Consider the following 1021-nt stretch of genomic DNA (forward strand, 5'->3'; position numbering starts at 1 on the left):
AACCACCGCCTCCGGCAGAACACCCTCAGCACACACAGAACCGAACACCGGACTGGACGCAGCACCAGCACCAGTGTCGGTGTCGGTGGTGAGTGCCTGGAAACGCCCGGCACGGATCGCCCGTGCCGTGGCCTGAAGGCGCTGATAATACGGCTCCAGTACCGTGATCGGTCCTTCCAGGGTGAGGAACGCCCGCCCCGAGGCCGCCCGCTCATACGACACCCGCCGTGTGTCATGGACGGTCTTCACCGCAGAGGCGGGTGGGGCGCAGAGTGCTGCTTGGGCACGCACATGCTCAGTGAACGTCTCCACCGGAGCAGCCAGCAACGCAGGACCCCGCAGCCGAGCATGCTGATCCCGCACACAAGCAGGTGAGACGGACTCGGATACCGCCTGTTCTTCTTCCACCTGACCCTGTCCGTGCACCGGTGGAGCGTAAACATCTTCAGCATTGCGACCGTTGTCCGCAGTGACCCGGCCGGTGGTGTCACGATCAAGCCACCGCACATCATGCAGCTGCAACCGCGTACTCACCCGCAGCAACGCCCGGAGCTTCGCCATGCTGAGTCGGCCTTCAAGAACGAGAGCGAGACACCGGGAGAACCCGAGATACGCCAGCACCGCCTCCACGATCCGCCGGTGAGCCTGCGTCTTCGTAAGATCTGTATCCACCAACACCGCCCGCACCACAGTACGGGGAAGATGCTGACTGATGAGCTCACGCGCAGAGAACTCCCCATGTGAACGCAGGAGGACCTCGAGCGTGTCAGGTCCGTCTTCGGCGGCGATGACGGCCAGGGTGGTCTCTGCCAGCGCCACCAGGTGGGCGGCCTCACACCGGTCGAGAGCGTAGGCGGTCGCCTGCACGCTGTGGGAGATTCCCTGCACATCGATCGACTCGACGGTAGCGCGGGTCTCAAGCGCTGCGCGCTGGGGTGATTCGAGCATCTGCCAGTCCTCACCAGCAGGCAGTTCCCCGGGCTGACGGTGGAACACCGGCAACCGGGCAGGCAAGCCCATG

Annotated in this window: 1 pseudogene; it reads right to left on the reverse strand. The window is 64.7% G+C overall.

Going from position 1 to position 1021, the window contains the following annotated elements:
* A pseudogene (locus ABD240_RS17060) lies at positions 1-948 on the reverse strand (hypothetical protein); the annotation flags it as partial.
* Positions 949-1021: the final 73 nt, after the last annotated feature.

The organism is Brevibacterium salitolerans (genome assembly GCF_039531405.1).
Lineage (GTDB): Bacteria > Actinomycetota > Actinomycetes > Actinomycetales > Brevibacteriaceae > Brevibacterium > Brevibacterium salitolerans.